This is a genomic window from Rhizobium sullae, from assembly GCF_900169785.1.
GTDB lineage: Bacteria > Pseudomonadota > Alphaproteobacteria > Rhizobiales > Rhizobiaceae > Rhizobium > Rhizobium sullae.
On the sequence record NZ_FWER01000002.1, the window covers coordinates 65,092 to 89,243 of the forward strand.

21 protein-coding genes, 2 tRNA genes and 1 riboswitch are annotated in these 24,152 nt (G+C 60.4%); of the genes, 3 read left to right on the top strand and 20 right to left on the bottom strand.

Annotated elements, in window-relative coordinates; translation table 11 throughout:
• Positions 1–9: 9 nt before the first annotated feature.
• The 12 genes from nuoG to BN1800_RS02180 all read right to left on the bottom strand — a co-directional run bounded on the left by nuoG (position 10) and on the right by BN1800_RS02180 (position 9,831).
• A complete protein-coding gene (nuoG, locus tag BN1800_RS02115) occupies positions 10–2,091 on the bottom strand; it encodes an NADH-quinone oxidoreductase subunit NuoG (protein ID WP_086994027.1) in 2,082 nt (693 codons plus the stop codon).
• A 197-nt stretch (positions 2,092–2,288) separates the two neighbouring features.
• Positions 2,289–2,906, bottom strand: a complete 618-nt coding sequence (locus BN1800_RS02120) for a 5' DNA nuclease (protein ID WP_086994030.1) — start codon at positions 2,904–2,906, stop codon at positions 2,289–2,291.
• Positions 2,907–2,909: 3 nt separating this feature from the next.
• The gene (gene nuoF / locus BN1800_RS02125; protein WP_027508535.1) at positions 2,910–4,214 is read right to left on the bottom strand and encodes an NADH-quinone oxidoreductase subunit NuoF; all 1,305 of its coding nucleotides are present in this window, start codon (positions 4,212–4,214) and stop codon (positions 2,910–2,912) included.
• A 12-nt stretch (positions 4,215–4,226) separates the two neighbouring features.
• On the bottom strand, positions 4,227–5,357 hold the full coding sequence (locus tag BN1800_RS02130) for an NADH-quinone oxidoreductase subunit E (protein ID WP_086994033.1): 1,131 nt from the start codon (positions 5,355–5,357) through the stop codon (positions 4,227–4,229).
• A 16-nt stretch (positions 5,358–5,373) separates the two neighbouring features.
• Positions 5,374–5,646: a hypothetical protein gene (locus BN1800_RS02135; RefSeq protein WP_027508533.1), complete on the bottom strand. Its 273-nt coding sequence runs from the start codon at positions 5,644–5,646 to the stop codon at positions 5,374–5,376.
• Positions 5,646–6,836 (bottom strand): NADH-quinone oxidoreductase subunit D, encoded by a 1,191-nt coding sequence (locus BN1800_RS02140; RefSeq protein ID WP_027508532.1) that lies wholly within the window; start codon positions 6,834–6,836, stop codon positions 5,646–5,648. Before BN1800_RS02140 ends, BN1800_RS02135 begins: the two co-directional genes overlap by 1 nt.
• Before the next feature lie 230 nt (positions 6,837–7,066).
• Positions 7,067–7,669 (bottom strand): NADH-quinone oxidoreductase subunit C, encoded by a 603-nt coding sequence (locus BN1800_RS02145; RefSeq protein WP_027508531.1) that lies wholly within the window; start codon positions 7,667–7,669, stop codon positions 7,067–7,069.
• A gap of 18 nt (positions 7,670–7,687) precedes the next feature.
• A complete protein-coding gene (locus tag BN1800_RS02150; protein WP_027508530.1) occupies positions 7,688–8,272 on the bottom strand; it encodes a NuoB/complex I 20 kDa subunit family protein in 585 nt (194 codons plus the stop codon).
• Positions 8,263–8,628 (bottom strand): NADH-quinone oxidoreductase subunit A, encoded by a 366-nt coding sequence (locus BN1800_RS02155; RefSeq protein ID WP_027508529.1) that lies wholly within the window; start codon positions 8,626–8,628, stop codon positions 8,263–8,265. The genes BN1800_RS02150 and BN1800_RS02155 overlap by 10 nt, the downstream gene beginning before the upstream one ends.
• A gap of 323 nt (positions 8,629–8,951) precedes the next feature.
• Positions 8,952–9,025, bottom strand: a tRNA-Asp gene (locus BN1800_RS02165).
• A gap of 108 nt (positions 9,026–9,133) precedes the next feature.
• Positions 9,134–9,210, bottom strand: a tRNA-Asp gene (locus BN1800_RS02175).
• Between the two features lie 219 nt (positions 9,211–9,429).
• Entirely contained in the window at positions 9,430–9,831 is a 402-nt protein-coding gene (locus tag BN1800_RS02180; protein WP_086994040.1) for a (R)-mandelonitrile lyase, read from the bottom strand.
• A gap of 169 nt (positions 9,832–10,000) precedes the next feature.
• Here BN1800_RS02180 and BN1800_RS02185 point away from each other — a divergent pair, with 169 nt between their 5' ends.
• The gene (locus BN1800_RS02185; RefSeq protein ID WP_027508527.1) at positions 10,001–10,987 is read left to right on the top strand and encodes an aldo/keto reductase; all 987 of its coding nucleotides are present in this window, start codon (positions 10,001–10,003) and stop codon (positions 10,985–10,987) included.
• Between the two features lie 67 nt (positions 10,988–11,054).
• On the opposite strand, the gene BN1800_RS02190 is transcribed toward BN1800_RS02185, so the two are convergent.
• The 7 genes from BN1800_RS02190 to BN1800_RS02215 all read right to left on the bottom strand — a co-directional run bounded on the left by BN1800_RS02190 (position 11,055) and on the right by BN1800_RS02215 (position 20,118).
• Positions 11,055–13,253, bottom strand: coding sequence for an esterase-like activity of phytase family protein (locus tag BN1800_RS02190; protein WP_086994043.1), 2,199 nt, complete (start codon positions 13,251–13,253; stop codon positions 11,055–11,057).
• Between the two features lie 93 nt (positions 13,254–13,346).
• Positions 13,347–14,246 carry a DMT family transporter gene (locus BN1800_RS02195; protein WP_086994046.1) on the bottom strand — a complete coding sequence of 300 codons (900 nt, stop codon included), beginning with the start codon at positions 14,244–14,246 and terminating at the stop codon, positions 13,347–13,349.
• Between the two features lie 88 nt (positions 14,247–14,334).
• Positions 14,335–14,484: riboswitch (FMN riboswitch) on the bottom strand.
• A gap of 124 nt (positions 14,485–14,608) precedes the next feature.
• Positions 14,609–14,884, bottom strand: coding sequence for a DNA-binding protein HupB (hupB, locus tag BN1800_RS02200; protein ID WP_027508524.1), 276 nt, complete (start codon positions 14,882–14,884; stop codon positions 14,609–14,611).
• Complete coding sequence (locus BN1800_RS40115) at positions 14,881–15,117, bottom strand: hypothetical protein (RefSeq protein ID WP_132561580.1); 237 nt, start codon at positions 15,115–15,117, stop codon at positions 14,881–14,883. The genes hupB and BN1800_RS40115 overlap by 4 nt, the downstream gene beginning before the upstream one ends.
• Entirely contained in the window at positions 15,089–17,506 is a 2,418-nt protein-coding gene (gene lon / locus BN1800_RS02205) for an endopeptidase La (protein ID WP_086994048.1), read from the bottom strand. Before lon ends, BN1800_RS40115 begins: the two co-directional genes overlap by 29 nt.
• A gap of 402 nt (positions 17,507–17,908) precedes the next feature.
• Complete coding sequence (gene clpX, locus BN1800_RS02210) at positions 17,909–19,186, bottom strand: ATP-dependent Clp protease ATP-binding subunit ClpX (protein ID WP_027508522.1); 1,278 nt, start codon at positions 19,184–19,186, stop codon at positions 17,909–17,911.
• A gap of 302 nt (positions 19,187–19,488) precedes the next feature.
• On the bottom strand, positions 19,489–20,118 hold the full coding sequence (locus tag BN1800_RS02215) for an ATP-dependent Clp protease proteolytic subunit (RefSeq protein WP_086994051.1): 630 nt from the start codon (positions 20,116–20,118) through the stop codon (positions 19,489–19,491).
• A 366-nt stretch (positions 20,119–20,484) separates the two neighbouring features.
• On the opposite strand from BN1800_RS02215, the gene BN1800_RS02220 reads away from it, so the two are divergent.
• Complete coding sequence (locus BN1800_RS02220) at positions 20,485–21,738, top strand: GGDEF domain-containing protein (protein ID WP_086994054.1); 1,254 nt, start codon at positions 20,485–20,487, stop codon at positions 21,736–21,738.
• Positions 21,739–21,788: 50 nt separating this feature from the next.
• Positions 21,789–23,033 carry a cytochrome P450 gene (locus BN1800_RS02225; protein ID WP_086994057.1) on the top strand — a complete coding sequence of 415 codons (1,245 nt, stop codon included), beginning with the start codon at positions 21,789–21,791 and terminating at the stop codon, positions 23,031–23,033.
• Positions 23,034–23,051: 18 nt separating this feature from the next.
• On the opposite strand, the gene BN1800_RS02230 is transcribed toward BN1800_RS02225, so the two are convergent.
• Positions 23,052–23,837: a DUF1194 domain-containing protein gene (locus BN1800_RS02230; protein WP_086994060.1), complete on the bottom strand. Its 786-nt coding sequence runs from the start codon at positions 23,835–23,837 to the stop codon at positions 23,052–23,054.
• Between the last annotated feature and the right edge of the window lie 315 nt (positions 23,838–24,152).

Below are 24,152 nucleotides of genomic sequence, written 5' to 3' on the forward strand. Positions count from 1 at the left end.
TCCCTGCCCTCACTCTGCCGCGACTTTGAAGTTGTTGCGGGCCAATGCCGAGCATTCGGCCATGACAGCCGAGGCGCGTGCGATCGGGTTCGTCAAATAGAAGTCTTTGACCGGTGACGCAAACCCGGATTTGTTCATCTTCCCGGCTTTTTTGGCCAGTGCGGCAATTTTGGCGCTGTCGCTTTCCGCAATCTCATCGATGGCGGCGAAATGCGGGAACGCGGCGTAGAGTTTCGAGCGCAGTTCGGCAAGCGAATCAAAGGGAAGCTTCTTGCCGAGGACGTCGGAAAGCGCACGCAGGATCGCCCAGTCTTCGCGGGCATCGCCCGGTGCGAAACCGGCGCGGCCGCCCATCTGGACGCGGCCTTCGGTATTGACCCAGATGCCCGACTTTTCGGTATAGGCGGCAGCCGGCAGGATGACATCGGCATGGTGCGCACCGTTGTCACCGTGCGAGCCGATATAGACCGTGAGCTTGGCCTTCTTGGCGGAGAAGTCGAGTTCGTCGGCGCCGAGCAGGAAGAGCACGTCCATCGAGCCCAGCATCTCGGCCGCGTTGACGCCCTTGGTGCCTGGCACGAAACCGAGGTCGAGGCCGCCGACACGCGATGCGGCCGTATGCAGGACGGCAAAACCGTTCCAGCCTTCGACGACCGCGCCTACATTGACGGCGAGCTTTGCAGCACTTGCCAGAACGCCTGCGCCATCTGTGCGCGAAAGCGCGCCCTGGCCGATGATGATCAGCGGCTTCTTCGCATCGGTCAGGACCTTGGCGAAGGCATGGTTGCCATCCACCAGATCCTTCAGCGTATCCGGACCGGCGCCGAGATATTCGTAGTCATAACGCAGGTCGGCGCCTTCGCCGATCACGCCGATCGGGAAGCCGCCGCGGCGCCAGCGCTTGCGGATACGGGCGTTGAGCACGGCTGCCTCGAAGCGCGGATTGGCGCCGATGATGAGCAGCGCGTCGGCCTGTTCGAGGCCTTCGATCGTCGGGTTGAAAAGGTAGCTTGCGCGGCCGAGCGACGGATCAAGTGCCGTCCCATCCTGGCGGCAGTCGAGGTTCCCGGAACCCAGCGACTTCATCAGCTCGGAGAGCGCATACATTTCCTCGACCGAAGCGAGGTCACCGGCAATCGAGCCGATCTTTTCTCCGGTCGTCTTGGAAACTGCGGTCTTGATGGCGCCGAAGGCTTCCGTCCAGGTCGCAGGCTGCAGACGGCCGCCCTTGCGGACATAGGGACGGTCCAGGCGCTGCGTCTTCAGGCCGTCCCAAATGAAGCGGCTCTTGTCGGAGATCCACTCCTCGTTGATCGCCTCGTTGACACGCGGGAGGATGCGCATGACTTCGCGGCCGCGGGTATCGACGCGGATGGCGGAGCCGAGCGCGTCCATGACGTCGATCGATTCCGTCTTGTTCAATTCCCACGGACGGGCCGTGAAGGCGAAGGGCTTCGAGGTCAGCGCGCCGACCGGGCACAGGTCGACGACGTTGCCCTGCAGCTCGGAGGTCATCGCCTGCTCGAGATAGGTGGTAATTTCGGCGTCTTCGCCGCGGCCGATCAGGCCAAGCTCCGAAATGCCGGCGACTTCCGTCGTGAAGCGGACGCAGCGCGTGCAGTGGATGCAGCGGTTCATGACCGTCTTGACGAGCGGGCCGATATACTTGTCCTCGACGGCGCGCTTGTCTTCCTGGTAGCGCGAGGTGTCGATGCCGAAGGCCATCGCCTGGTCCTGCAGGTCGCATTCGCCACCTTGGTCGCAGATCGGGCAATCGAGCGGATGGTTGATCAGAAGGAATTCCATCACGCCTTCGCGGGCCTTCTTGACCATCGGCGTGTTGGTGAAAACCTCAGGCAGTTCACCGTTCGGGCCACCGCGGATATCGCGCACGCCCATGGCGCAGGAAGCCTGCGGCTTCGGCGGGCCACCCTTCACTTCGACAAGGCACATGCGGCAATTGCCGGCGACCGACAGCCGCTCGTGGAAGCAGAAGCGCGGAACTTCAGCGCCGGCTTCCTCACACGCCTGAATGAGCGTGTAGTGATCCGGGACTTCGATCTCGTTGCCGTCAATCTTCAGTTTTGCCATCGTCACTCAGTCCTGTTTCCTGTTCGCCGGATGGCGGCAAACAAACCTATCCTGCAACATTGCCGCTGCCATGCGGGGATTTTGTCCCCGCAAGCACCGGTGTCGCCCAAATTGTCTTTCCGGCGTGCAGCTCAAAGGCGCTTGCCCATTTGCCGCTTCGCCATCTCCTTCCGCCTGCTTGGGTCAGCCGGAAAAAATCACGTCCGCTTCCGGCCCTTCGCAGAAAGCGCCTTCGCCTGACCGGTCCAATCGTCGCGTGCGATGCGGCCGTTGAAACCAAGTTCGGCGTCGAGCTTTGCGATTTGCGCATCCGTCCAGGACGCGATCTCGGCGAACGTGCGGATGCCCTTTGCGTTCAGCACCTGCTCGAGCTTCGGGCCGATTCCTGCAATCAGCTTCAGATCGTCAGCCTTTTTCGCCCGCGCCGCCGGATTCTTCGGTGCCGTAGGCTTTGGGCCGGTTCCGGTTGCGCCGACAATCGAAAGCTTGGCCTTCTTCGCGGCTGCCGGCCGGATATTCTCCGGCTTGATGCGCACTTCCGGCTTCGACTCTTCCGGCGCCGTGTCGTCGAGCGCCTCCGCCAGCTTATGGGTTGCCTCAAACGCACCCTGCAAAGCGCCGAAGAACGCGCTTGCTATCTGCGTCGAGAAACCAAAACCGATCGCGGTTGCCGCAGCCATCGCGGCTACGGGAGGCCCCATCAACGGATGCACCGGTAAAGCCCGTTCCAGCATCCCGGCAGCAAGACGGCCGAAGTCAGCTGCGAATTCGGCTGCTCCGTCCTTCCTTGTTGTGCTGTCGGATGCCTTCGTCATCTCTTATTCCGCAGCCTCCAGAACCGCACCGTGATCCATCGCGCTCGCCGTGTACTGGTCGATGCGCGCTTCGATCTCCGGGCGAAAGTTACGGATCAGACCCTGCACCGGCCATGCGGCGGCATCGCCGAGCGCACAGATGGTGTGACCTTCGATCTGCTTGGTGACCTGGAAGAGCATGTCGATTTCGCGCTTGTGCGCATTACCTTTGGCCATGCGCTCCATCACGCGCCACATCCAGCCGGTGCCTTCGCGGCACGGCGTGCATTGGCCACAGCTCTCATGCTTGAAGAAAGCCGAGATGCGGGCGATCGCCTTGATGACGTCCGTCGACTTGTCCATGACGATCGCGGCGGCCGTGCCGAAGGACGAGCCGACAGCGCGCAGGCCGTCGAAATCCATCGGGCAATCGATGATGTCCTTGGCGGGCACGATCGGGCAAGAGGCGCCACCCGGAATGACAGCAAGCAGGTTGTCCCAGCCGCCGCGGATGCCGCCGGCGTGACGATCGACGAGTTCGCGGAAAGTGATGCCCATCTCTTCTTCGACGGTGCACGGCTTGTTGACGTGACCGGAGAGCATGAAAAGCTTGGTGCCGACATTGTTCGGACGGCCGATCGAGGAAAACCAGCCGGCGCCGCGGCGAAGAATCGTCGGGGCAACGGCGATCGACTCGACGTTGTTGACCGTCGTTGGACAGCCGTAGAGACCCATGTTGGCCGGGAATGGCGGCTTCAGACGCGGCTGGCCCTTCTTGCCTTCCAGGCTTTCGAGCAGCGCGGTTTCTTCACCGCAGATGTAAGCGCCGGCGCCGTGATGAACAAAAATGTCCATATCCCAGCCGAGCTTGTTGTTTTTACCCAACAAACCGTAATCGTAGCATTCGTCGATGGCGGCCTGCAGCGCCTCGCGCTCGCGGATATATTCGCCGCGGACGTAGATGTAAGCGGCATTCGCACCCATGGCGAAGCTCGCGATCACGCAGCCTTCGATCAGCGTATGCGGATCGTGGCGCATGATGTCGCGATCCTTGCAGGTACCGGGCTCCGATTCGTCGGCATTGACGACGAGGTAATGTGGGCGGCCGTCGCTTTCCTTCGGCATGAAGGACCACTTGAGACCGGTCGGGAAGCCGGCGCCGCCGCGTCCGCGAAGGCCGGACGCCTTCATCTCGTTGACGATCCAGTCACGGCCCTTTTCGAGGATCTGCTTGGTGCCGTCCCAGTGGCCGCGGCTCATCGCACCTTTCAGGGACTTGTCCTTGAGGCCGTAGATGTTGGTAAAGATGCGGTCTTTATCTTGTAACATACTTCACACCTCTTACCGCGGCTTCTTGCCGAAGACCTTGATATATTCCGCTTCGCCGCCCTTGGCGAGCGCCTTGGCCTGCTTGACCCAGTCGTCGCGCTCGACACGGCCCTTGAAATTCAAGTATCCATCGACCCATTCGCGTTCGGCCTTCTTCCAGCCCGCGACCTGCGCGTAGGTGAAGATGCCGAGTTCGTTCAAAATGCCTTCGATCTTCGGACCGACGCCGGAGATCAGCTTGAGGTCGTCCGGAGCCGCCGGCTTTGCAACGCCGGCCGGGCGGTTCTTGTCAGTCAGCGCTGGCTTGCTAGCGGCCGCAGCAGCGGCGGCCTTTGCAGGCTTTTCAGCCGGTGCAGGCAGCGGCGCGGCCTCGACGGCCTTGGCATTCTTGGCAGCAGCCTTCGGCGCCGTATGCGGCGTCTTCAGCGACGGGTTGGTTTCAGCGTCCCCGCTCTTCGGGCGGCCGGCCTCGGAGGGCGGAAGGCTGACGGCATCCTGCACAGCCTTCTTCGCGGAAGCCTTCGGCTTCGGGTCCGGCGCCAGAAGCGTCGTCGGGCCACCTTCGGGCGAGGAAAAATGACGGTCGATCTGCGGGCCGGGCTTGATGCTTGCGCCGTTGCCGTCATTGAAGGTGTCGATGATCTCTTCCAGACGCTCCGGCGTCAGGTCTTCATAGGTATCCTTGCCGATCATCACCATCGGTGCGTTGACGCACGCCCCGAGACATTCGACCTCTTCCCAGGAGAGCGTGCCTTCGGCATTGCGCTCGAACGGGTGATCGTGGATCTTGCTCTTGCAGACCTTCATCAGGCCCTCGGCGCCGCGCAGCATGCAGGGCGTCGTACCGCAGACCTGCACATGGGCGCGCGTGCCGACCGGAGCAAGCTGGAACTGCGTGTAGAAGGTCGCGACCTCGAGCACGCGGATATAGGCCATGTCCAGCATGTCGGCGATCTTCTCGATCGCCGCGCGGGTGACCCATCCGTCCTGCTCCTGCGCCCGCATCAGCAGCGGGATGACCGCCGACTGCTGACGGCCCGCGGGATATTTCTTGATCGTCTTGTCCGCCCAAACCGCATTTTCGTCATTGAAGGCGAATGCGGCGGGCTGGAATTGATCTTCGGCTAGTCGACGAACGGACATTCTTCCTCACGCCTTGTCAGTTTAGGGTCCCACACCGCGAGGCTGTCAGAGACTGCATCTCGCACGCATAGGCCGACTGGTCTTTCTGCATAAACACAACGAACTTGTTGCCGTTCGGAACGGCAGCCTTGATTTCATAGCCCCTGGACAACAGCTCACCCATCGAGGCCTGGCCGCCCGGAGGCGGCGCATCCTGCGCGCCCAGCTTCTGGCCGAATCCCTGGTTGTCCTGAGCAAGCGCTCCGGATGCCACAAGGAAAACGGCTGTTGAAAGCGCGGCAAGCTGCATCAGCGGTCCACCTCGCCGAACACGATGTCGAGCGAGCCGAGAATGGCGGCAACGTCAGCCAACTGGTGGCCGCGGCACATGAAATCCATCGCCTGGAGGTGGGCATAGCCCGGAGCCTTGATCTTGCAGCGATACGGCTTGTTGGAGCCGTCTGAAACAAGATAGACGCCGAATTCGCCCTTGGGCGCCTCGACGGCGGCGTAAACTTCGCCGGCCGGGACGTGGTAGCCTTCGGTATAGAGCTTGAAGTGGTGAATCAGCGCTTCCATCGAGCGCTTCATCTCGCCGCGCTTCGGCGGAACGACCTTGCCGTCGATCGAGGAGAACGGACCGGTCTTGGCATCGCCGAGCAGGCGGTTGACGCACTGCTTCATGATGCGGACCGATTCACGCATTTCGATCATTCGGATCAGATAGCGGTCGTAACAGTCGCCGTTCTTGCCAATCGGAATGTCGAACTCTAGATCGGAATAGCACTCGTAAGGCTGCGCGCGGCGCAAGTCCCAGGCTGCGCCCGAGCCGCGGACCATGACGCCCGAGAAGCCCCAGGCCCAGGCATCCTCCAGCGAGACGACGCCGATATCGACGTTGCGCTGCTTGAAGATACGGTTGCCGGTGAGCAGGTCGTCGATGTCGTCCAGCGCCTTCAGGAACGGATCGCACCAGTCGCCGATATCCTGAACGAGCTTTTCCGGCAAGTCCTGGTGGACGCCGCCCGGGCGGAAGTAAGCCGCATGCATGCGCGAACCAGAAGCGCGCTCATAGAACACCATCAGCTTTTCGCGCTCTTCGAAGCCCCAGAGTGGCGGCGTCAAGGCACCGACGTCCATTGCCTGCGTCGTGACGTTCAAGAGATGCGACAGGATACGGCCGATTTCCGAATAGAGCACGCGGATAAGCTGACCGCGGATCGGTATCTCGATGCCGATCAGTTTCTCGACGGCTAGAGCGAAGGCGTGCTCCTGGTTCATCGGCGCCACGTAGTCGAGGCGGTCGAAGTAGGGAACGGCCTGCAGATAGGTCTTCGTCTCGATCAGCTTCTCAGTACCGCGATGCAGCAGGCCGATGTGCGGATCGACCCGCTCCACAATTTCGCCGTCAAGCTCCAGAACAAGACGAAGAACGCCGTGCGCCGCCGGATGCTGCGGTCCGAAATTGATGTTGAAGTTGCGGACGTTATGTTCGGTCATTTGCAACGCGCTCCGCGCCTGTAGGGATCAGCCCGTAGCCAGTAGGCGATAGGGCTTTGATTAACTCTTGCGATCATTCCGTTCATCCTGCAAAGCGTGGATCAGCGACTTCAGCATTTTGCCGATTTCCTCACCCAATCGCGATCTCCAGCTTAGCTGTAGAAACAAGTCCGACGCGCGAGGAAAGTATCAAATGCGTTTCCAACTCCTTCAGGGACCCTTGCCTATCTCTACTGCTTCGCCTTCTCATCCCCCGGCAGCACGTAATCGGTGCCTTCCCAGGGCGACATGAAATCGAAGTTGCGGAATTCCTGCTTCAGTTCCACCGGTTCGTAAACGACGCGCTTTGCCGCATCGTCGTAGCGGACCTCCACGAAGCCGGTCGTCGGGAAGTCCTTGCGCAGCGGATGGCCTTCGAAACCGTAGTCGGTCAAGATGCGGCGGAGATCCGGATGGCCCGTGAAGAGCACGCCGTACATGTCCCAGACCTCGCGCTCGAACCAGTCGGCGCCGGGATAGACGGAGCATGCGGACGGCACCGGCGTATCCTCGTCAGTCGCGACCTTCACGCGGATGCGTTGGTTCTGCTTCGGCGACAGAAAATGATAGACGACGTCGAAACGCAGCTCGCGCTGCGGCCAGTCGACGCCGCAGATGTCCGTCAGGTTGACGAAATCGCATCTGGCGTCGTCGCGCAGGAAGGTCAAAAGCGCGATCAGGTTTTCACCCGTCGTCGTCAGCGTAAGCTCGCCGTACTTCAGCTGCGAGGCGGCAATCAGGTTGCCACGCGCTTCCGAGAGATAGGACGAAAGCTCAGTGAGGGCTTCGCTCATAGTTCTTGTCCTCAACCCTTACCGTTCGATCGTGCCGGTGCGCCGGATCTTCTTCTGCAGCAGAAGCACGCCGTAAAGGAGCGCTTCGGCCGTGGGGGGACAGCCCGGCACATAGATGTCGATCGGTACGACGCGGTCGCAGCCGCGCACCACCGAGTAGGAATAGTGGTAGTAGCCGCCTCCGTTGGCGCAGGAGCCCATCGAGATGACGTAACGCGGCTCCGGCATCTGGTCGTAAACCTTGCGGAGCGCGGGCGCCATCTTGTTGGTCAGCGTGCCGGCGACAATCATCACGTCCGACTGACGCGGCGAGGCACGCGGCGCAAAACCGAAACGCTCGACATCGTAGCGCGGCATGGAGAGCTGCATCATCTCGACGGCGCAGCAGGCAAGACCGAAGGTCATCCACATCAGCGAGCCGGTACGGGCCCAGTTGATCAGTTCATCGGTCGAGGTGACGAGAAAACCCTTGTCGGCGAGCTCGTTGTTGATCTCGCCGAAGAACGCGTCGTTGCTGCCGATCGGCTTGCCGGTTGCGGGATCGATGATCCCCTTCGGCTGCGGCGCCACGAGCGTGTGGGCGCTTGCGGAGGTCACTGCCATTCCAGGGCTCCCTTCTTCCATTCATAGATAAAGCCGACGGTCAGCACAGCTAAGAAGACCATCATGGACCAGAAGCCGAACCAGCCGATAGCGCCGAACGAAACGGCCCAGGGGAAGAGGAAGGCAACTTCGAGGTCGAAGATGATGAAGAGAATCGACACGAGATAGAAGCGGATGTCGAACTTCATGCGGGCATCATCGAAGGCGTTGAAGCCGCATTCGTATGCGGAAAGCTTTTCCGAATCGGGCGCCTTGAAGGCCACGGCAAACGGCGCAATCAGAAGCGCCAGGCCGATAACGAGGGCAATGCCGATGAAGATAGCGATCGGAATATAGGAACTGAGCAGTTCAGTCATCATGTTCATCCCTGCTTGCCGGATGCGCCAGGCAGCGCAACGGGCAAATGCCCGGCAAGCGAACGTGCGTTGCAACAAGCCGTGGTTAGCGCAGCCGGAGCCAGGGCGCAAGACTTTTAGAACGCCAATTCCACCTGTGAGGATGCGACATTATCAAGCAGATGCAACGATGTCGCGACAAATACGCACAAGTTGCGAGAGGCTGCATGGCAGCCAACCAAAAACTGCATAGCTCGGAGAAAAGAATGGCGCGAGTGACGGGGCTCGAACCCGCGACCTCCGGCGTGACAGGCCGGCACTCTAACCGACTGAGCTACACCCNGCGCGAGTGACGGGGCTCGAACCCGCGACCTCCGGCGTGACAGGCCGGCACTCTAACCGACTGAGCTACACCCGCGCATGGCGAAGGAAAGACCGAAAACCTCGAAATGGCGCGAGTGACGGGGCTCGAACCCGCGACCTCCGGCGTGACAGGCCGGCACTCTAACCGACTGAGCTACACCCNTGGCGCGAGTGACGGGGCTCGAACCCGCGACCTCCGGCGTGACAGGCCGGCACTCTAACCGACTGAGCTACACCCGCACTTCATTTCAAGCAATCCGGAGGCTTTCGCATCCTTGTCAAAGCGGACTGGCCGCTTCGATGAGCGGCTAACTAAGGGGTTAGCATTTGAGTGTCAAGCAGCTTTGGAGACAAAACCATGACAGTCCGGAAATTGTTTTCAAAGCGAACTCGGGCCGCCGCGCAGGAGCTTAGCATTGACAGGACTTCCGGTGCATTTTCCTGTTGTCTGAAGCCGCCTCACGCCTTTCCGGCATATTGCTCGTCGCTGACCTGCTCCATCCAGTCCGCAACGTTGCCGTTCAGCGATTCCTGGATGGCGATGTGCGTCATCGCTGTTTCCAGGGTGGCACCATGCCAGTGCTTCTCGCCGGGCGCGAACCAGACGGTGTCGCCCGGCCGGATTTCGCGAATTTCGTCGCCCCAGCTCTGCACGAGACCTTTGCCGGACGTGACGATCAGGGTTTGCCCCAGAGGATGCGTGTGCCATGCGGTACGCGCGCCCGGCTCGAATGTCACATGCACAACCCTCACGCGGGCCGGATCCGGCGCTTCGATCAGCGGATCAAGCCGCACAGTGCCGGCGAAATAGTCCGCCGAAGCCTTCGCCGATGGCCGGGAACCGGCCCTCTTGATGTCCATGGTGTTTGCCTCTTTTGTTTGATCCGGCGTGCTCATAGGTAAGTAGGTTATCGATCCGCTCATTTGAAGTGCAGCGAGACGCCCTATCTCCTCCCCCTGCGGGTGCTTGCCCGACCCCTGCCCGGCTGATAGTTGCCGCGCGAGCTTTTCAGCGAATGGAGGATTCCCCGTGAAACAGCATTCTTTCGGCCGCATGCCGTTTTCAATCACCAATGTCGGGTTCGGCGCATGGCAGATCGGCGGTTCCTGGGGAGATGTCAGCGAGGCTGACGGCCGGGCAGCACTCAATGCCGCGCTCGACGCCGGCATGACCTTCATCGACACGGCCGACGTTTATGGCGACGGCCGGTCTGAGAAGATCGTCGCCGATGTTCTGAAGAGCCGTAGCGGCACGCGCCCGATGGTCGCCACCAAAGCGGGCCGAAGGCTGAATCCGCATGTCGCCGACGGCTATACGAAGGCCAATCTCGAAGGCTTCATCGACCGTAGTCTGAGGAACCTGCAGGTCGACAGCCTCGACCTTGTCCAGCTCCACTGCCCTCCGACGGAAGTTCTCTACCGGCCCGAAGTGTTCGAGGGTCTTAACGAGTTGCAGAAGGCCGGCAAGATCAAGGGCTACGGCGTCAGCGTTTCGACGGTGGAGGAAGGCCTGAAGGCGATCGAGTTTCCCGGCGTTGAAAGCATCCAGATCATCTACAACATGTTCCGTCAGCGTCCCGATCGTCTGTTCTTCCAGGAAGCCCGCCGCAGGAACGTCGCGGTGATCGCCCGCGTCCCGCTCGCAAGCGGCCTGCTTTCCGGCAAGATCACCCGCAACACCAAGTTCGCCAGCGACGACCACCGCAATTTCAACCGCCACGGCGAGGCCTTCGATGTCGGTGAAACCTTCGCAGGCGTTCCCTTCGAGGTCGGCCTGCAGGCGGTCGAGGAAGTGCGCAAGCTGGTGCCGCAGGGCGCCACCATGGCCGCCTTCGCGCTTCGCTGGATCCTGATGAACGACGCCGTCACCGTGGCCATCCCCGGCGCACGCAACGCCGAACAGGCAAGGGCCAACGCTGCGGCTGCCGATCTCGCGCCGCTCTCCCACGATGCCATGGAGGCGATCCGCGAGATCTACGAGCGGTTGATCGCCCCGCATGTGCATCAGCGCTGGTAAGTGTATCCTTTCGGAAACAGAAACTGCCGGGATTTGACCCCGGCAATTTCGGTTCGATCCGGAGACCTTAGTTCGTGCCGACCAGATCGACCGGGAAGAACAACGTTTCGCCCGAAGAATCGCTGACGCCGTCGTTATCGGTGACGGCATAAGCCTTGCCGCCGGCGTCGAAGGTGAAGCCTTCGATCTTGTCGAGCACGTAGCCGTTGGTGGCGGACTTCAGCTCGTTCAGGAAGTCGTAGGCTTCGGTCTTCTTGACGGCCGGAAGCTCGCCGCCGAGCTCGGCGGGCTTGAGATCGGTGATCGCCACCTTGTAGAGCTTCTTCAGCTTTGCGGCATCGCCGACGAGGTTGTCGCGCTCGATGATGTAGACATTGTCGCCACGAGCGGAGATTTCCGAAAGACCGACCCAGCCGTTTTCGGACTTGTCGAGCGGGTAGCGCACGGCGCCCCATTCCTTGCTCTTCGGATTGTAGGACACGAGCTTCACGAAGCCCTTCTCGTCGTCCTTCCATTCGCGCTGAATGGCCATCCAGAGCGTTGCATCATCGCCGGAGCCGATGATCGTCACACCTTCGAAACCGTAGCGGATTTCGTTGGCAGTCAGTTCCTTCGGAAGGGCGACCTCGGCCTTGATCTCGCCCTTCGGATTGACGTGGTAGAGGGCGTGCGGCAGCAGCTTATCGCTGTTGCCTTCTGACGCGAGCCAGAACCAGCCCTTCTCGTCGACGGCGATGCCCTCGATGTCGAGCTTCTGGGCGGCAGCACCGTCACGCTTGACCGTCAGCGTTTCGGTGATGACGGCGGGCCTTTGCGTCGCATCGATCGTGTAGATCGTCGGCTGCATGCCGAGCACGCTGTCGCTGACCGCAAAGAGCTTACCGGGCTTTTCCGGAACGGCCGCAAGGCCCGAAAGAGCGGCAAAGCCGACCGGATTGCTATCCTTCTCGGCCGCGACGATCTGCGGGTAGGCCTTCTCGCCTTCGGCAAGCTCGTAGATCATGACATGCGAGCGCGGGCCGCCATCCTCGCCGAGATCAACTTCGTTGGCTGTCGCAAAGAGGTTGCGCGAGGGAATGGCTACGGCGCCTTCCGGCGAAACGCCCGAGGGAAGGATCTGCGAGAGTTCCGGATCGGCACCGGTATCCTTGTACACGCCGACAACTGAAGCGCGCTCGGCAAGCACGAAGAAATACTGCTGGCCGCCGAAGGTCGCGGCTTCCAGGCCTTCCGGCTCGACGCCCTTCGACCCTGAGCGGCCGTCCGGATAGTGGCCGAGATCGGCAACGGCACGCTCGAAGGAGCTGCCGGATTCGTAGAGAACCCTGCCGGTCTTGTCGAAGATCGTGAAGCCGCGCGAGCCGCCTTCATAATCGCCTTCGTTGGCGACGATGAGACGGTTGCCGTCCAGCCACTTCACGGCGTCGGGTTCGCGCAGCACGCCCTTCAGCTCGCCAGCAAACTTCAGCGCGCCGTCCTTCTTCGTGTCGATACCGGCAAGGTCCGTGCTGCCGGCGGAGAAATGTGTCTTCACCTGAGCGGTCTTGGCGTCGATGATGACGATCTCGTTGTTTTCCTGCAGCGTCAGGGCGATCTCGTCCTGGCTGTTGAAGGAAACGAATTCGGGCTCCGGGTCCTCGGGGGCGACGGCGGAGAGGCCGGTCAGCGCAATGTGCTTGATCGTACCGCAATCGACCGTACCGTCTTTGACCTGGAAGATCACGAGATCGCCTGCCGGCATCTGCGGGATCTTGCCGTCGTTGACGTCTTCGTCACGCTCGTTTTCGATGGCGATCGTGCCGAGCGTCTTGTCCTTGTTGAGCGCGATCGAATCCGGCTGGCCGCCGAGATCGCAGGTGTTCTCGATCTTCTTGGTGGCAACGTCGACGATTACGAGACGGCCGGAGGGCTTCTGCTTGCTCTCGCCGGTGTTGACGGCGACGAGCGCCTTGCCGGCTGCCGACGTAACGGAGGTCGGTTCTCCGTCCATCATCAGCGCCCCGCCGGCCTTCGGGGCCTTGGCATCAGTGATGTCGACGAAGCCTATCGCGCCGAGCGGGCTGTCGCTGTAAATCAGAGTCTTGCCATCATCGGTGGCGGTGATGATTTCGGCGGAGGTTGTGGAAAGCTTGTCCTTGCCGGCGGGCAGGTTTGCGGCAACCGGGAAGGACGCGATACGATTGAAAACAGGCTCCGCAGCAGCCGGAAAAGCAACGGATGCGAGAAGAGCGGCAGCCAGCGCTGCTTTGCGCGATGAAATGGTCATGAAATCCCCACGTGTCGAATATTCGAAACGTGGGATTTTTGCGGCACGGCGATGACAGACGCATGACAGGTAGCGCGTTTTGCACTGCCTTGTCTATGTTGCCGTTCGCTCGCGGCTGAGTTCGTTGCGCATGATAAAAAGCGAGGCGCAGAGGATCAGTGCGGCGCCGAGCCATAGATAGCCTGTGGGCGCATAACCGAAGACGAGCCAGCCCGCAAAGACGTTGAGCGGCAGCTTGAGGTCGTCGAAGGGCTGCACATAGGCAGCGTCGGCCACCGCATAGGCAAGTGTGAGAAAATACTGCGCGAGCACGGTCAGCAGGCCGGCAAACATGAAGAGCCCAAGCGTGATATCCATCGGCACCTCGAAGCCAGCCGCCAAGGCAAGCCCGCCATTGATGGGCGTCAGCAGCACCAGCAGCCAGGCCGTTATGGTTTCGGGCCGCTCGATTCCCGTGAGGTTCTTCGTGATCAGCGAGGCTGCGCCCCAAAGCAGCGCCGAAAGCACCGGCAGCAGGGCCGCCCAGGTGAAACTGTCCGACCAGGGCTGCAAGATGATCATCGCGCCGGCAAAGCCGGCGGCCGTTGCCGCCCAGCGCGCCGGGCCGACGCGTTCCCCGAGGAAGAGACGCGCACCGAGGATGATGAAGAACGGCGAGGTCATCACCAGCGCGATCGCCTGCCAGATCGGCACGGAGGCGAGACCAGAGACCCAGGCTTCGACGCCGAGGGCGGCAAAAGCGACGCGCACGATATGGCGCCAGGGATAATTGGTGCGCATCGCCGAGAAGCCGACGCGATAAAGGAACGGCAGCGAGAAGACGAGCGCGAAGGCATATTGCCAAAAGGCGGCGGAAGCGGCCGGGAAGGCAAGCGTCATCGTCAACGATTGCGTGACGACATTGAGGATCGAGAAGGCCACGCCGGCGAGCACCATCCAGGCGGCACCCGCCATGGCACGCGACCTGGAAATGCTGAGGGAAGTCTGATTCATGTCATTCATCCAGAACAAAAGGACCAACACAAATCAGGACGCATGAGCGCAACAACACCGCCGGCAGTTCCCTGCCCTTCGTGCCTGCGATCATTCTCTTTCATCCGGACTGTAACCGTCGGCTCCGGCATCGCACCGGATCTGCTGACCCTTCCGCACTGAGCAAGGAAGGCGCTCGCGGGCTCGGGCAGAGACCCTTACCGCCGGTGGGGACTTTCACCCCGCCCTGAGAACAGAAAAGCCGTAAGTGAAACTTGAGAGCCCTGCAAGATCCTGCAGAAAATCGAAAAGGGTCCGGCTTTCGCCGAACCCTTCCAAACCTGGACTGCCGGTCTCGTTATCCGGCGGCCAAGCAAATCTCATTAGCCGTTGACAGCGTCCTTCAGGCCCTTGCCGGGCGTGAATTTCGGCACGTTGCGAGCCGGAATATTGACTTCAGCGCCCGTGGACGGGTTGCGGCCCTTGGTGGCAGCGCGATGAGAAACGGTGAAGCTGCCGAAGCCGGCGAGACGAATGTCGCCCTTATTCTTCAGTTCACCCTGGACAACGTCGAAAACAGCGTCGACAGCAGAAGCAGCGTCAGCCTTGGTGAGGCCAGCCTTTTCGGCAACTGCGGACACGAGTTCATTCTTGTTCATGTTTCCACCCCTTTCAATGGTTCGAAACGACTCAATCTGTAAGCCAGGCACAGAATAGGTTTCATCAGGCCCGCCGCAACCCAAAAGCCCTGCAAATCAAGGAAAAGCAAGCGGCTCTGTGACGTTTTCACAAAAAAGGCTGGCGTTTTAAGCCAGCCTTTTCCGAGTTTTGCAGCATTTTGACATAAATGTGGCAGACAGCGCTCAATGAGCGATGGCTGCACCTGTCTCATCGAGGCCCTCGACCGTCGCGATGACCGGCGTTTCAACCGTTCCATCCCATTCGATCGGCTCGGGCCTGCGAACCAGCGCATGCTTGATCACCTCGCCCATGCGGGATACCGGGATGATCTCCATGTTGTTCTTCACGTTGTCCGGAATCTCCGCCAGATCCTTGGCGTTTTCTTCCGGGATCAGCACCTTCTTGATGCCGCCGCGAAGCGCCGCGAGCAGCTTTTCCTTCAGACCGCCGATCGGCAGAACGCGGCCGCGAAGGGTGATCTCGCCGGTCATGGCGACATCCTTGTTGACCGGAATGCCGGTCATGATCGAGACGATCGCGGTTGCCATGGCGACACCCGCCGACGGACCATCCTTCGGAGTGGCACCTTCCGGCACGTGCACGTGGATGTCGCTCTTGTCGAAGCGCGGCGGCTCGATGCCGAAATCGACGGCGCGCGAGCGGACATAGGATGCCGCCGCCGAAATCGATTCCTTCATGACTTCCTTCAGGTTGCCGGTGACCGTCATGCGACCCTTGCCCGGCATCATCACGCCTTCGATCGTCAGCAGCTCACCGCCGACTTCCGTCCAGGCAAGACCGGTGACGACGCCGACCTGATCCTCGCGCTCGGCCTCACCATGGCGGAAGCGAGGAACACCCAGATAGTCATCGATGTTTTCGGCTGTGACGTGAACGGACTTCGCCTTGCCCTTGATGATCTCGGTCACCGCCTTGCGGGCGAGCTTCATCAGTTCGCGTTCGAAGTTACGGACACCAGCCTCGCGGGTGTACTGCTGGCTGATCGCCATCAGGGCGCCGTCGCTGACCGAAAACTCTTCTGGCTGCAGCGCATGCTCCTTAATGGCCTTCGGCAGCAGGTGCCGCTTGGCAATCTCGCGCTTTTCGTCTTCGGTATAGCCGGCGATACGGATGATCTCCATGCGGTCCATCAGGGGCGCAGGAATGTTCAGCGTATTCGCCGTCGTGATGAACATCACGTCCGACAGGTCGTATTCGACTTCCAGGTAGTGATCCATGAAGGTCATGTTCTGGGCCGGGTCGAGCACTTCAAGCAGGGCCGAGGACGGGTCGCCGCGGAAATCCATGCCCATCTTGTCGATCTCGTCGAGCAGAAAGAGCGGGTTGGACTTCTTCGCCTTCTTCATCGACTGGATGACCTTGCCGGGCATCGAGCCGATGTAGGTGCGGCGGTGACCGCGGATTTCGGCTTCGTCGCGCACTCCGCCGAGCGCCATGCGGACATACTCACGGCCGGTCGCCTTGGCGATCGACTGGGCGAGCGATGTCTTGCCGACGCCCGGAGGACCGACGAGGCACAGGATCGGGCCCTTGAGCTTAGTCGCACGCGCCTGCACGGCGAGATACTCGACGATCCGCTCCTTGACTTTGTCCAGGCCGAAATGATCGGCCTCGAGGATCTGTTCAGCATGGTTGAGGTCAGACTTGATCTTCGACTTCTTGCCCCACGGAATGCCGAGCAGCCAGTCGAGATAGTTGCGGACGACCGTCGCCTCAGCAGACATCGGGCTCATCTGACGCAGCTTCTTCAGCTCCGCGTCGGCCTTTTCACGGGCTTCCTTGGAAAGCTTGGTCTTGGAGATGCGCTCTTCCAGTTCGGCCATCTCGTCGCGACCCTCTTCGCCGTCGCCGAGCTCCTTCTGGATCGCCTTCATCTGTTCGTTCAGGTAGTATTCGCGCTGGGTCTTTTCCATCTGGCGCTTGACGCGCGAGCGGATGCGCTTTTCGACCTGCAGGACCGAAATCTCGCCTTCCATGAAGCCGAGCGCCTTTTCCAGGCGTGCCTTGACGCTGGTGGTTTCCAGCATCTCCTGCTTCTCGGTGATCTTGATCGACAGGTGCGAGGCGACCGTATCGGCGAGCTTGGAATAATCGTCGATCTGGCTGGCTGCGCCCACCACTTCAGGCGAAATCTTCTTGTTGAGCTTCACATAGCTTTCGAACTCCGAAACGACGGAGCGCGAGAGCGCTTCCAGTTCGACCGCATCGTCATGTGGTTCTTCAAGCACATGGCCGAGCGCTTCGTAGAAATCCTCGCGGCTGGTATAGGCATCGATCTCGGCACGGGCGCGGCCTTCGACAAGAACCTTTACGGTGCCGTCAGGTAGCTTCAGGAGTTGCAGAACATTGGCAACCGTGCCGACATTATGAATTGCGGAAGGATCCGGATCATCATCGCTGGCGTTGATCTGGGTGACGAGCATGATCTGCTTGTCGGAACCCATGACCTCTTCAAGCGCACGGATCGACTTTTCCCGTCCGACGAACAGCGGCACGATCATATGGGGGAAGACCACGATGTCGCGCAGGGGCAAAACAGGATAGGCAGTGCTGTTCGCTACAGACGTTTTCTTCGTCATTTTTATTTCCTTTCCATCGTCCCGTTTCCGGGCTCTCTGGCGCGGCCATGCGACCGGCCGGCACTCTCACTTGGGGCTACAAGTGGAGGTTCTGACTAAGCATTTCAAGCCACGCTAACGCCCGCGTTCCCCGGTTGTGACAGCTTTATTACAATAGAACGCAGGTACAATGAAGCGCATAACTGGATCGGTGCTTACCGCTTCCGAACCGCCTAAAGCACAAGGCCGGAAAACCCGCTATGGAATCATTCCATCATCGCCAAGGACGGCACATTCCGCAACGTCAGCAACAGCGTTTTCCCAGTCTTGCCAGCCATTATTAACAGGACCGTGCACGATTTTTCAAATAGAAAGGGGCCTGCCTTCGGCAAGCCCCTAAATCTAACCATACGAGGACCGGCATCAGGCCGAGGCGTTTGCCTTTTCCTCCTGACGGTCCGCATAAATGTAAAGCGGACGGGCAGAGCCGCGCACGACCTCCTCGGAGATGACAACCTCGCGGACACCTTCGAGCGTCGGCAATTCGAACATCGTGTCGAGCAGGATCTTTTCCATGATCGAACGGAGGCCACGGGCGCCGGTCTTGCGGATGATCGCCTTGCGGGCGATTTCGCGAAGCGCGTCTTCGTGGAAGTTCAATTCCACGTCCTCCATCTCGAACAGGCGCTGATACTGCTTGATGAGCGCGTTCTTCGGCTCGGACAGTATCTGGATCAGAGCATCCTCATCGAGGTCTTCGAGCGTTGCGAGAACCGGCAGACGGCCGATGAATTCCGGGATGAGGCCGAACTTGACCAGATCTTCCGGCTCGAGTTCGCGCAGCACTTCGCCGACGCGCCGGTCATCCGGGGCCTTGACGGACGCGCCGAAGCCGATCGAGGTCTTTTCGCCGCGGGCAGAGATGATCTTGTCGAGGCCTGCGAAGGCGCCGCCGCAGATGAACAGGATGTTCGTCGTGTCGACCTGCAGGAATTCCTGCTGGGGATGCTTGCGCCCGCCCTGCGGCGGTACGGAAGCGACCGTGCCTTCCATAATCTTCAGAAGCGCCTGCTGCACGCCTTCGCCTGACACGTCGCGGGTGATCGACGGGTTGTCGGACTTGCGGGAGATTTTGTCGACTTCGTCGATGTAGACGATGCCGCGCTGTGCGCGCTCGACATTGTAGTCCGCAGATTGCAGAAGCTTCAGGATGATGTTTTCGACGTCTTCGCCGACATAGCCGGCTTCCGTCAGCGTCGTTGCATCGGCCATCGTGAAGGGAACGTCGATGATGCGGGCGAGCGTCTGGGCGAGATAGGTCTTGCCGCAGCCGGTCGGGCCGACCAACATGATGTTCGACTTCGCCAGCTCGACTTCGCTGTTCTTGGTGGCGTGCGCCAGGCGCTTGTAATGGTTGTGGACAGCAACCGACAGGATCTTCTTCGCCTGCCGCTGACCGATGACGTATTCATCGAGAACCTTGATGATGTCCTGCGGCGTGGGAACGCCGTCGCGGGACTTGACCATCGAGGATTTGTTTTCCTCGCGGATAATGTCCATGCAAAGCTCGACGCATTCATCGCAGATGAAGACGGTCGGTCCCGCAATCAGTTTCCGGACTTCGTGCTGGCTCTTTCCGCAGAACGAACAATACAGGGTATTCTTGGAGTCGCCGCCGTTGCTGCCGCTGACCTTGCTCATATCACTTTCCTTCCAGCACGCCGCATTTCAAGGTGAAATTGCGGTCCACTCAATGGCCCGCCGGCCTGCTCCCACCGGAGCATCAGCCGGCCAAGGCTTTAAGGGGTAAGAACCGGTACCCAACCAATCATGCCCGGGTTCCGGCGGCAACGAACTCCCCTTCGAATGCCGAATGCTATGTCATAAAAAATCAAACATAGCATTAATAGTTACTATTAGCGCCTTCGCTACCGCATTAAACCCCTTGTTCAATCACAAATGGGATAGAACTGTGGCGGCAAAAACACCATCCCTATTAATTACTAGGCCGTCTCGCCTTCGATTTCGATGCGCGAGGTCAGAACCTTGTCGATCACGCCCCAGATCTGAGCCTCGTCGGCATCCATGAAGTGGTCGCGGTCGAGGGTCTTTTCGACTTCCTCGTAGGTGCGGCCCGTATGCTTCACGTAGACCTCGTTCAGGCGGCGCTTCATCTTCAGGATGTCCTTGGCATGGCGTTCGATGTCGGACGCCTGGCCCTGAAAGCCGCCGGAGGGCTGGTGAACCATGATACGGGCGTTCGGCGTCGCAAAGCGCATGTCCTTGTGGCCGGCCGCCAGAAGCAGTGAACCCATCGAAGCGGCTTGGCCGATGCAAAGCGTCGAAACCGCCGGCTTGATGAACTGCATCGTGTCATAGATGGCCATGCCGGCACTCACGACGCCGCCCGGCGAATTGATGTAGAGCGCGATTTCCTTCTTCGGGTTTTCGGCCTCGAGGAAGAGAAGCTGGGCGCAAACGAGCGTTGCCATCTGGTCCTCGACAGTACCCGTCAGGAAGATGATGCGTTCCTTCAGCAGGCGCGAAAAGATGTCGTAGGAGCGTTCACCGCGATTGGTCTGTTCCACGACCATCGGCACGAGGGCCATAGCGGTATCGACTGGGTTTCTCATGTGCGTCCTTTGTCAAGGTCTTGCCGGCGGCAGCCGGGAATCAAAGAAAATGTATCATCCCTACATAGAGTGTCACTGCCCTCCTCTTCAAGGCACGCATAAGGATAACGTTAAAGAAACGGCCCGAAGGCAGAATGCACTTCATAACAGCCCTATTCCCGCCCGCCGCCGGAGTGCGAGAGGCCGGCAAGCGCCCTCACAGCTTTTCTCAGCGACAGGATGAAGGAATTCTAAACACATTCGCATCGACCTTCGGGCGTTTACCTTGCGGAAAGCCTAATGGCGAATATAGGGCAGCGGAGGCCCCGGAATTAATGGGCTGTCGAACTTCGGCAGTGAGAATGCCTGCATCTAAGGGGTGTTGCCGTGTTTAATGTCGCTACAGGATTATCGATCTGGTGTTCGGAAGCCATGACGCTTGCTTTGTTGCTGTTCATGGCCTGGCGCCATAACGTCCGCAGCAAGGCCTATCTTTATTGGGGCCTCGGATTCTTCCTGAGCGGTACCGGTTTCGCCATGATCGCGCTGCGCGGCCAAATCCCCGATATCCTGTCGATCGAGGCTGGCAACGCGACTGCGTTGCTTGGACAGAGCGCCTGGGTTGCGGGTTTCATGGCGCTCGACCGCCGGAAGATCGAATGGTGGGCGTTGCTGCCGCCTGCCGTGTGGCTTGCCGGCGTCTACCTGCCATGGGTCAACGACGATTACGGCAACCGTGTCATCCTCTACAATCTTGCCTCAGCGACCGGGGCCACCGGCCTTGCCACGGCCGTCTGCAGCGCCGGCATACGCCGGGAGCCGACACGCGGTAAGCTTGCCGCCGTCTTCGTCATCCAGGCATGTCTATGCTTTGCTATTGCTTTTACGATGGCCGTGACCTTGCCGAGCGACGTGGAAGCAACCAATTACAGCGGCGCAGCCGCCATGGCGAGCGCCTTCCTGCTGACCATCGCCTTCGCATTCACCTGCCGCTTGATTATGGAACGTTCGGAAAGGCATTTGCGCGCCTTGAGCCTCACGGATTCGCTCACCGGCGTCTGGAACCGCCGCGGCCTCTTCGCCCAATTCGACGCCTTTCGTCAGCGAGCCTTCGATGACAAGCGTCAGATCGCCGTTCTGCTTTTCGATCTCGATCATTTCAAACGCGTCAACGACCGTTTCGGCCACCAGGCAGGCGACGTCGTTCTTTCCGCTTTCGCGAGGACCGCGCGCCAGTTCGTTCCGAACAACGTCTTCGGCCGCATGGGCGGCGAGGAATTCGCGGCCTTCACGATCGTTGCCGACCAGACGGAAGCAGAAGCGCTTGCTGAATCGATCCGCGCCGAATTCGGCCGCGTGCCGGTCGCAACCGGCGAGGCGATCGTTCCGGCCACCGTCAGCATCGGCATTGCGCTCAGCTCTGCGGCCGAAGCCAATATGGACAGGCTGATTTCCGCAGCCGACCGCGCGCTCTACGCGGCAAAGGGCGCGGGCCGGAACTGCAGCGTCGTTTTCGGCGCGGAAGAGACTGCCGCCCCCGCGCCGGCGGAAATGGACAAGAACGCCGGCGAGCTGGTCCCGACGGTCGATGACCAGGTCGACGCGCTTCGCAGGATGGGCTCGCTGTCGCGCGCCGTCTGACCTTCCGATCGGTCTTTTCGGGGCCGGGCAAATCCGCTAAGCCTCGGAACATGATGATAGCGCCTTTTTTCTCGATCGATCCAGCCACCCGCCGCGTGTCCCTCGACAGCGGCAATCGGACTTTCTACGGCAATCCGAACGCCGTCTATGCGGCGCTGCACAGCCATTGTCCGACCTTCTATTGGGAACAGCAGAAGCAGTGGTTCTTCACCGGCTACGACCATGTGAACGGGTTGCTACGCGACCGGCGCTTCGGCCGCCAGATTCTGCACATCGCGACACGCGAAGAGCTTGGCCTTGCCGAGCCAGAAGAGCATCTGGCGAATTTCGATCTCGCCGAGCGCTACTCGTTGCTCGAACTCGAGCCGCCGGAGCACACGCGCCTGCGCACCCTGGTCAACCGCGCCTTCGTCTCGCGGCATGTCGAGAAGATGAAGCCGGAGCTTGCCGAACTCGCGAATAGGCTCATAGACGGCTTCGAGGACAAGCGCGAGGTCGAATTGCTTTCCGCCTTCGCCGACGTCATCCCGGTCACGATGATCGCCCGGATGATCGGCATTCCGGAAGACATGGGACCGCAGCTTCTTGCTTGGTCGCATGCCTATATCCGTATGTACCTTTTCGGCCGCACGCGCGAGGACGAGGTCGGCGCCGAGGGAGCGGCAAGAGAATTTTCCGATTACGTGAAGACGGTGATCGCCGAGCGCCGCGCCAACCCGCGCGACGATCTGCTGACGCATATGATCCACACCGAGCACAAGGGCCAGTATCTGACCGATGAAGAGCTGGTCTCGACGACGATCGTGCTCCTCAATGCCGGCCACGAAGCGACCGTGCACCAGATCGGCAATTCGGTACGGGTCATCCTGGAAAGCGGCTGCGATCCCGCCGAACTGTTCAAGGACGAAGCGGCGACGGAGCGGACGGTCGAGGAAACGCTGCGCATCTGCGCGCCGGTCCATATCTTCCAGCGCTGGGCCCTGGAGCCCGTCGAGATCGACGGCATCTCCTTCAAGCGGGGCGACAAGGTGAGCCTGATCCTTGCCGCCGCCAATCTCGACCCGGGTAAATTCACCGATCCTTTGAGCTTCAAGCCCGACCGCAACGAGGCGCCGAACCTCTCCTTCGGGGCCGGCATCCATTTCTGCATCGGCGCGCCGCTGGCACGGCTCGAACTCAACGTCGTCCTGCCGATTCTCTTCGCGCGCCTGCCGGGGCTCAGAATGGCGAAGACACCGGCTGTGAAGGACGTCTACCACTTCCATGGACTGGACCGGCTGGACCTCGACTGGTGACGATTGTCCTCCAGAACTTCAGCGATGCGGCACCCGGTTCGTGATCGCTGCGATTTCGCTCATGTTGGAAATTTCGCGCAGAAGCTTCCGGTAGATCGCCGATGAATATTGTTCGGGAGCTGCAACCGGCTCCGCAAAGGCGCCCGGGCCGCCGATCACCTCGCGGCGGAAATAGGCCAGCAGGCTTTCGGGCGATATGGCTTCCTCGTCAACACCCTGTAATCCGCCATATACAACGGGCAAGGCATTGATGGTGATGCCGCCGGCAAGCACGCCGCCGCGGACGGGCGCGACATCGCGCCCCTTGTTGTTGACGCCGTCGCCGGAGATGTTGATGAGCGAGCGCGTCGCCTTATAGCCGCTGGAGCGGATCAGATAATCGGCATAGGAAAGCATGCTGCTGATCGATGTGCCCCGGTGTATCTTTGCCGGTGAATTCACCTCAAGCTTCAGCGAAAACAGCCAGGAATCCATCTCATTCGTGATGATGGTCCATGGAATGACCAGCCTTCGCTGCTCGTCGCCGCCCCATTCGACATAAGTGACGGCGATCCGGCCATTCCTACCTGCTGTGATCGCTTCGATGATTTCCGGGCGCCGGAACGCTTCGACGAAGCCCCGCTGCTGCAGCGCTTTTTCCTCCGCATCCATTGACGTCGATACGTCAGCTGCGATCACGAGCTGCATATCCACACGCTCACCGGCCTCGGCGGCGGCGCAAATAGCAACGGAAAGCAAAAGGCCGGGAATCAATTTCGCGGCGATACGGCGTTTTCCTTTGCATGCTTCCTCCCGCAGAGGCATGTCGCTCTCCTAAAACGTGTTGATTGAATGCCTGAAGAAAGAAGCATGGACGAAACCGCCAGGCGCGAAGATCGGGCCGGACGATGTTCAATATTGGAAAGCGACCCAACAATAAATTAGTCAAATGTAATATAACGACCGACGCGATTTGCCATCAGCCAATTTCAGTAATACTTTGTAAGTAACTCGCTTTGGTAGAAACGCGCCGCAATATTGCTTCAGGAAGCCGCGTCGAGCGAGGTTGAGATTTGCGTCGAACGATGGGAAGCGGCGCATTGGCGCGAGGGGAATCGGCAGCGCTGCGCGATGCGATAC